General features: G+C 59.1%; 3 protein-coding genes. 2 read left to right on the forward strand and 1 reads right to left on the reverse strand.

Features of this window, described 5'->3' with window-relative positions:
- Nucleotides 1-52 precede the first annotated feature (52 nt).
- Both EN991_RS31860 and EN991_RS31865 read left to right on the forward strand, forming a co-directional pair.
- Nucleotides 53-1,306, forward strand: a complete 1,254-nt coding sequence (locus tag EN991_RS31860; protein ID WP_127370241.1) for a diguanylate cyclase — start codon at nucleotides 53-55, stop codon at nucleotides 1,304-1,306.
- 478 nt (nucleotides 1,307-1,784) lie between these two features.
- A complete protein-coding gene (locus tag EN991_RS31865; RefSeq protein ID WP_013525027.1) occupies nucleotides 1,785-2,021 on the forward strand; it encodes a hypothetical protein in 237 nt (78 codons plus the stop codon).
- A gap of 262 nt (nucleotides 2,022-2,283) precedes the next feature.
- Here the strand turns inward: EN991_RS31865 and EN991_RS40435 are convergent.
- A partial coding sequence (locus EN991_RS40435) for a hypothetical protein (protein WP_206519292.1) occupies nucleotides 2,284-2,551 on the reverse strand: 268 nt, incomplete at its 5' end.

The following is a 2,551-nucleotide window of genomic DNA, read 5'->3' on the forward strand; positions in this document are numbered from 1 at the left end:
GGATAGATGTTCAGGAGAAAGCAGCGTAGGGCCTATCGACTTGTCAGATCTGATGCCCCCCGATGTGCAGGATGATCCTGCCCTAGCCGCTGAGGTCGACCGGCTTCTGGCGCGCCGTACGCGCGAAATCAGCCTGCGTGGCGAGATCGAACGCCTATTTCGAGCACGTGTCTGGTCGCAAACGGCGAAAATCATCCGCGCGTGGATGATCTGGGTGGCATTTTTGGATGTGCTGACGTTGGCACTGAACGCGGCGTTGCTTCCATGGGGCGTAGCGCAGTCCATGCTCCTGCCCGGCGCCATCATCCCGCCCATCGCGTTGGCCGTGGTCCTAGCCTGGCGTAAACCGCAGGCGCCTTGGCTCCAAGGAGCTTCGCTGATCGCAGGCATGTTCCTGATCTTGTTGTCAGTCGCATTGGTCGGAGCAAGCGCTGGTGGCGAGTTCTACGAACGGCAATTGAACGTCATGTTGTTCGTGGCCATCACAGCCATCATAATCTTCGGGATCCCCCTGGCGTGGACGATGACGATCGCTGCGCTGGCGCTCGGACTCTTTCTCATGCTTCAACTGCAGAACCCGGCCATCGCGCATGGGAGTGCAGTGGCTGGAACGCTGTTCTTCGCCAGCGGTATCTTTGCAACGGTGGCCGCGCGGCGCATCATGACAATTCTTGCTCAAAAGACTTTCCTGTTTGAGCTTCGCGACCGACGCAGGGTCGCCGAACTGGCGAAAGCGAATGATCGACTGGTACTCCTGGCGAGGACCGATCCACTCACCGGCATCTCCAACCGTCGCTGGATGACGGAAACACTCGAGCGCCTATGGGGAAGTGACAAACGTTGCCTTGCCGGTGCCGCGATGCTGATGTGCGACATTGACAACTTCAAGAAGCTAAACGACCACCTCGGCCATGCGGAGGAAGATCGGTGTTTGGTAAAGGTCGCAACTATCTTGAAGGAAAACGTGAGGCGTGATCGCGATCACGTTGCCCGTTATGGCGGCGAAGAATTCCTCGTGCTCCTGCCCGGGGTGAACGAGGAAGAGGCCGCCGCTGTGGCTGAACGAATGCGTAAGAGCGTCGAGGCTGCCGCTTTGCCCAACCCTGGATCCCGTGTGTCGCGCTGGGTCACCCTGAGCATTGGAGTTGCCGTTCAGACCTCTGAGGCGATCTCGCCGGAGCAGTTACAGCAGCGAGCGGATGCCGCACTTTACCTTGCCAAGCAGACGGGCCGCAACAGGGTGCTGCTTCACAGACCGGAGTTATCCGCGCGCAAACACATTCGGCCGGGCAGCCTCGGGGCATAGGCCGTGCGTGGCCCGAGATCTGCTCTTCTGAATCACGGGGTTTCCCGTGCGTCGACGATAACAGGTTAGTTCAGGGACTTTGGACCACCGAGACGAAGGGTTCCCCTGTAATCTCCACATCGCGCCCGGCAGACTACGATTTCGAGAATAATCCCCTGAAACGAGTTTCCGGGTTGTTCAGAACACCCATGGCCGATTCCGGCTGCGTGGATGGTCCAGGGGGAGTTCCACCAAATGGCCTCAGTGATGGGCGATCATCTGGATGACTTGCCGGGTCTTCGCAAATGCCGAGCGCATGGGCTCCGTCGATTTCTGCGCCCTGCGCCCTATGTGGCGCGCGTTTGGCTAGGTGAATGGCGCCCATTGCGCAGCCCCTGATCTTGCGCAAGGGAATCCTGCGACAGCCCTCATTAGATCGGTTGCAAGTGCTCCATGAAATCTCCATCTAGTTCAGTTGTAGTCAGAACGCGGTCAAACGATGACACGGCAAGAAGTTCTCTCCGTCATTGGGTCAGCCGACGATATTACGGTTGCGGAGATCATCGCAACGGGTGCGTCGATCGAGGAATTGAGAGAGGCATGGGCATGGGCTTTTGCTGACGAGGCGTTAATGGGACAGGGGCGCCCGCTTCCGGGAACACGAGCGGCCGCGCTTATCGACCTGCTTAAGCCCGACGAAGACGACCCGGCTGAACCGGGCACCCGGCTGGAATAAATCAGCAAACCCATCGAATGTGCAATTTGGCCCTGTCATCCACGGCAGCGTTGCAGACACATCCTTGATGAAACCGACCTTTGTGCCCGTTTCAGTTCAGTCGGTCTTGCGCGTGGGCTCCAGACTCCCGACCATCGTAGCCGAGTAGCAGGCATCACAGGCCTCGTGCGGCTCAGCCGGCCACTGGACAACGCTACAGCATTGATCACTCAACCGATTTCGGAGATCGCCGACTTCTCTTGCGTTCACACGCCAGAGATCGCTAGTCTAAACCTGCGGCGCGAAGTTCCTTACATCGATAAAAGCACACGCGCTCAGAAGCGGATCGCAGGCTTTTGTTGTCCACCTGTGTGGTCGCCGGATGCGCCGAAACGTAAGGACTTTCGCCTCGCCGACCGGAGTCGCCGACCGTGCGCGCAAAGCCGCAGAGCAGTTCCCGCAGCCGCATGTTGAGCCGGACCGCCACTTCAAACATACCGCTCATCGGCTTCACAACTCTGGTGCGCTCCGGTAGGGGGCCAGCCCAGCAG

Source organism: Mesorhizobium sp. M7A.F.Ca.US.005.03.2.1 (assembly GCF_003997795.1).
GTDB lineage: Bacteria > Pseudomonadota > Alphaproteobacteria > Rhizobiales > Rhizobiaceae > Mesorhizobium > Mesorhizobium ciceri.